This window comes from Myxacorys chilensis (assembly GCF_059505265.1).
The window spans coordinates 1-4,576 of record NZ_JCACKG010000170.1; the positions used below are offsets into that span (position 1 = coordinate 1).

A 4,576-nucleotide genomic window follows, 5' to 3' on the forward strand; every position below is an offset into this window, starting at 1 on the left:
AGTCTGGGATGGGCAATGCAATCGTCGATTGGGCCAATATGATTGTCGCTCAACATGCGGCAACTGCAAACCGTCCGGCGGTTAATTGAAACGGTGAATGCCCAACTGAGTGAACGCTTTCACTTTGAGCGCATTCGCGCTCGTGACCTCTGGCATTTGACCAGTCGCATCAATCGTAAGATTCTGGCGCATACGCTGTGCTGTTGGTTGAATCGGCAACTCGGTCGCTCGTTGCTCCAATTTGACGGATTAGTGGCGGACTAAATGCTGATTCATTGGTTGTGTCGCAAAAATGATAAGGTGGGGAAGCTCAATTTTCTCTGACCTCATTCTAAATGGCATTCCAATCTCTGTTTAAGTGGCGGCATTTTCTGCCAGAGATCATCGTGCTAAATATCCGGTGGGACTGCCGCTATGGGTTGAGTTACCGGAATTTAGAGGAAATGATGGCGGAGCGAGGAGTCGAGGTGGATCATTCCACCATTCATTGATGGGTGTTGAGCTACGCCCCAGAACTGGACAAACGACTGCGCCCGCACTTGAATCCCACGAATGATTCCTGGAGAGTGGACGAGACGTATGTTGAAGTCAAAGGGGTATGGAAATATTTGTATCGAGCCGTGGATTCAGCAGGCAATACGCTGGACTTCATGCCCAGTGCAAAGCGGGATGGGAAAGCCGCTGCGCGATTCTTTCGTAAAGTGCTGAAAGCGGAACACACTCAAACACCACGAGTGAGTCGCGATGCGAGCTGCGAAGCACTCACAGTGGACAAGAATGCTGCCTATCCAGTGGCAATTGAGGCACTGAAAGTGGATAAAACGCTAGAAGAAACGACGAAGTTACGTCAGAGCAAGTACATGAATAATGTGATTGAGCAGGATCACCGCAACATCAAGCGACTGACAAAACCAATGATGGGATTTGGCTCATTCAACAGTGCGAGACGAACCTTGAGCGGGATTGAAGCGATGAGTATGATTTGCAAAGGACAAGTGAAAGGAATTAGTAAAGGAGATAGTGTGTCTCAAGTAAAATTTATCGAAGAACTCTTTGGAATTAGTGCTTAATGAAACGCGAACGAGATACTTCGTTTGTCACTAAAAAGTATTTGCGACACAACCCCATTGATCCAGACTATGCAATGTATCGCTGCAAGGCGTGCTATCGCACCTGCAATGAACGCACTGGCACCCCTTTTAATTTCATTGAAGTGCCCACTGATATCGTGTTCCAAGTACTGCTGTGTCGGTTGCGCTACAAGCTGAGCTTTCGAGACATTGCCGAATTCTTCCTGCTGCGTGGCTTTGAGTTCACGCATGAAACGGTACGGGATTGGGAAGAGCGCTTTGCTTCCATCTTTGCCCAGCAGTTGAGAGCAAAACGCAAAGGCAAAGTGGGCAAGATCTGGTTTGTGGACGAGACGTACATTCGAGTCAAAGGCAGGTGGTGTTATCTGTACCGTGCGATCGATGAGGATGGGAACTTGGTGGATGTGAGGTTGAGCGAAAAGCGGGACATGGAGGCGGTAAAAGCCTTCTTTGCTGGGGCTCATGAGATAGCAGAACAACCGTCGCAAAGAGTGGTGACAGATGGATTGGCTTCGTATCCCAGGGCAATTGATGAAGAATTGGGAACGGATGTTGAGCATGAAGTGAGAGGGTGTTTAGGAAATCCGATCGAACAGAGTCATCGAGGGATCAAGCAACGTTACTATCCAATGCTAGGATTTGGAGCGATTGAGAGTGCGAAACGATTTTGTCAAACATTTGATGAAGTAAAGCAGTTTTTGCGATCGAGAGCAAGAATGACAGAATTGGTGTCTTTATCGAAGCAACAAGAACACTTTATCGAACGAGTAAATGAATTGCAAAAGTTATTTCAAGCCATTTAGTGAAAAATGAGAAAGAGAGTGTTTGCAATGATGAAAAGTTGCAAAAAAGCCACGATTTGAGTACTCAGATCTGACAGTTTCCCCAGCGATTGATTGTAGAATGTGTTCGCTTCGCGAAGCTCCGTAGGACACCACTTCGACGCCTCGCTCTTGCATCATCTCCTCTAAGTCCCGATAAGATAAGGCCTAACGACAATACCAGCGCACATTCAGCACGATGATTTCCGGCAAGAAGTGCCGCCACTTAAACAGGGATTGGCATGCCATTTAGCTTGAGGTCAGAGAATATCAAACCTCCTTACCCTACCATTTTTGCGACACAACCGCTAATCTTACAACTCAAATAAGCTTGCTATATCATACTGCTTGACCGAACTCGTAGCGGTTGATGAACAATCCAATCACCACATCATACAGCCAAGTGGACTTAGAAAAGCAGATCGTTTTTCGAGCCAAGCGTTTGATCCGAGTGCGTCGGGGACGGCACATCTATGCGACGAACTTGCTGATTAAGTATGATGGGTTAGGCGAAGGAGAAGCGATGAAGTTGACGCGGCATCACGACAGACGCAGCTTTAAGCGCTACACCAACAAGAAGGAGATCTATGCTGCACAAATTGCTATCCTACGAGCGGAGCGGTCAGCTATGAAATCACATGAGTCATGATGTTACAAAAACTGCTGTTTGCATCTCCGATTTTGATTCTCAATGTGATCGCAGCGCTGGCTGCTCGCGCTTCGGCACAGGCTGTGCAACCTAGCGTAACCCAAGCCCCTGACTTTAAAATCCCGCCTCAAGATATTCCACAAACACGTCCACCCCAGTCTGAACCGCCGCAAACCCCGATCGAACTGCCTCCAGTCGAGCAATTGCTTCCACGGCTTAAAACGCCCCCAGCGCCCCAAGAACTACCAAGCGGCGTTCCTGATACCATCTTTGTCCGACGCTTTGAGATCGTCGGCAGCAGCGTTTTCAGCGCTAAAGAATTGGCTGAAATTACACAACCGTTCACCAACCGAAATGTCACCTTTGCAGAATTACTCCAGGTACGATCGCTAATCACCCAATACTACATCGATCGTAAATACATCACCTCGGCTGCCATTCTTCCCCCTCAAACTTTAACCAATGGTGTTGTTAGAATTCAGATCATCGAAGGGTCGGTTGAAGAAATTAATGTCGTTGGCACTCGCCGACTGAATCCAAATTACCTTCGCAGTCGCGTTGCCTTAGGCACTCAAACACCCTTAAACGTTGATCGCTTACTCGACCAACTGCGAGTCTTACAGCTTGACCCGCTGCTGCAATCAATTTCAGCAGATCTACAAGCCGGAACGCGACCGGGAACAAGCGTTCTGCAAGTGACGATTTCAGAAGCGAAAACGCTATTGATTACGCCGTCGATTGATAACGTTCGATCGCCGAGTGTTGGAACCGTACGCCGTCAGGTCGAAGTTTCACAAGCGAATCTGCTTGGGTTGGGCGATGGCTTACGGGTGGGTTACACCAATACTGATGGCAGTAACGGTATTGATGTGAGCTACACCGTTCCGCTCAATTCACGCAACGGTAGCTTGCGGCTTGCTTATGGCAGTAATCGCAGTACAATCATCGAACCGCCGTTTGACATTTTGGATATTAAGGCGCGATCTCGCTACTACGAGCTGACTTACCGACAACCGATTGTGCAACATCCAACTCAGGAAATTGCCCTGGGTTTGACCTTCACTCGACAAGAAAGCGAGACCGAACTCGGCATCGGCAATATTGGACCGTCTCCGCTCTCACCAGGTGCAGATGAGCAGGGACGCACGCGCATTTCAGTCTTGAGATTCTTCCAAGACTATGTGCAACGCAGCGATCGACAAGTGATTGCTGCACGGTCTCAATTTAGCTTTGGTTTAGGACTGTTTAATGCAACCCAAAATGAAGCGCCACCGGATAGCAACTTCTTTGCCTGGCGCGGTCAAGCACAATGGACTCGATTGCTCGATCGCGATACTCTCTTACTGGTGCGTGGGAATGTGCAATTGAGCGATCGTGCCTTAGTGCCATTAGAACAGTTCGGAATTGGGGGAGTAGAAACGGTGCGCGGCTACCGTCAAGATGCCTTACTAACTGATAGTGGCTTATTGTTTTCGACCGAGTTGCGCTTGCCGATTCTGAGAACTAGGCGTGGTATTGGAGTTGTACAGCTAACACCGTTTGTGGATGTAGGCACGGGTTGGAACCAAGGAAAGGCTGCGCTTGACCCCAATACATTAGTCGGAGCAGGACTTGGATTACTGTGGCGACAAGGTGACAATTTTTCTGCCCGCTTGGATTGGGGCCTTCCGTTAATTGGCATCGACACGAACAAACGAACTCTACAAGAAAAGGGAATATATTTCTCGATTCAATACAGTGCTTTGTTCTAGCTAATATTGAGCTGCAATTGCTGCAACTTGTATTGCCACAACGACGGGATGCAATCAGCTAGAAGTGAGCTGGTGCGGTCATGCATCAATTGATCTTTCCAGATTTGGAAAGGGAGCAGATAGTTTCATTATGATGCAAGATCACCAAAAGCTTGGAAGTTCTCTATAGAACCTATTTGACATCTTCTAGAATAAGAATTAGGTGCTCTAACTTACCTAATTGAGAGGCCATGGCCTATTCCAGCGACCTCACTGATGCAGAAT

The 4,576-nt window shown here is 48.0% G+C and carries 2 protein-coding genes and 4 pseudogenes; 4 read left to right on the forward strand and 2 right to left on the reverse strand.

What is annotated here, in order from left to right; genetic code table 11:
- Positions 1 to 66: 66 nt before the first annotated feature.
- The 3 genes and pseudogenes from AC5JLB_RS13845 to AC5JLB_RS13855 form a co-directional block, all read left to right on the forward strand.
- Positions 67 to 264, forward strand: a pseudogene (locus tag AC5JLB_RS13845) (IS982 family transposase); the annotation flags it as partial.
- Positions 265 to 335: 71 nt separating this feature from the next.
- Positions 336 to 1,070: pseudogene (locus AC5JLB_RS13850) on the forward strand (IS6 family transposase).
- The gene (locus AC5JLB_RS13855; protein WP_495874416.1) at positions 1,070 to 1,894 is read left to right on the forward strand and encodes an IS6 family transposase; all 825 of its coding nucleotides are present in this window, start codon (positions 1,070 to 1,072) and stop codon (positions 1,892 to 1,894) included. Before AC5JLB_RS13850 ends, AC5JLB_RS13855 begins: the two are co-directional and overlap by 1 nt.
- An 82-nt stretch (positions 1,895 to 1,976) precedes the next feature.
- On the opposite strand, the pseudogene AC5JLB_RS13860 reads toward AC5JLB_RS13855, so the two are convergent.
- A pseudogene (locus AC5JLB_RS13860) lies at positions 1,977 to 2,161 on the reverse strand (hypothetical protein); the annotation flags it as partial.
- A 90-nt stretch (positions 2,162 to 2,251) separates the two neighbouring features.
- A pseudogene (locus tag AC5JLB_RS13865) lies at positions 2,252 to 2,368 on the reverse strand (IS1 family transposase); the annotation flags it as partial.
- 189 nt (positions 2,369 to 2,557) lie between these two features.
- Between AC5JLB_RS13865 and AC5JLB_RS13870 the strand changes: the two are divergent.
- A complete protein-coding gene (locus AC5JLB_RS13870) occupies positions 2,558 to 4,312 on the forward strand; it encodes a ShlB/FhaC/HecB family hemolysin secretion/activation protein (RefSeq protein WP_495874417.1) in 1,755 nt (584 codons plus the stop codon).
- Positions 4,313 to 4,576: the final 264 nt, after the last annotated feature.

Bases quoted from the DNA above. Each gene is read 5' to 3' on its own strand.
- AC5JLB_RS13855 (WP_495874416.1), top strand. From the start codon at position 1,070: ATGAAACGCGAACGAGATACTTCGTTTGTCACTAAAAAGTATTTGCGA.
- AC5JLB_RS13870 (WP_495874417.1), top strand. From the start codon at position 2,558: ATGATGTTACAAAAACTGCTGTTTGCATCTCCGATTTTGATTCTCAAT.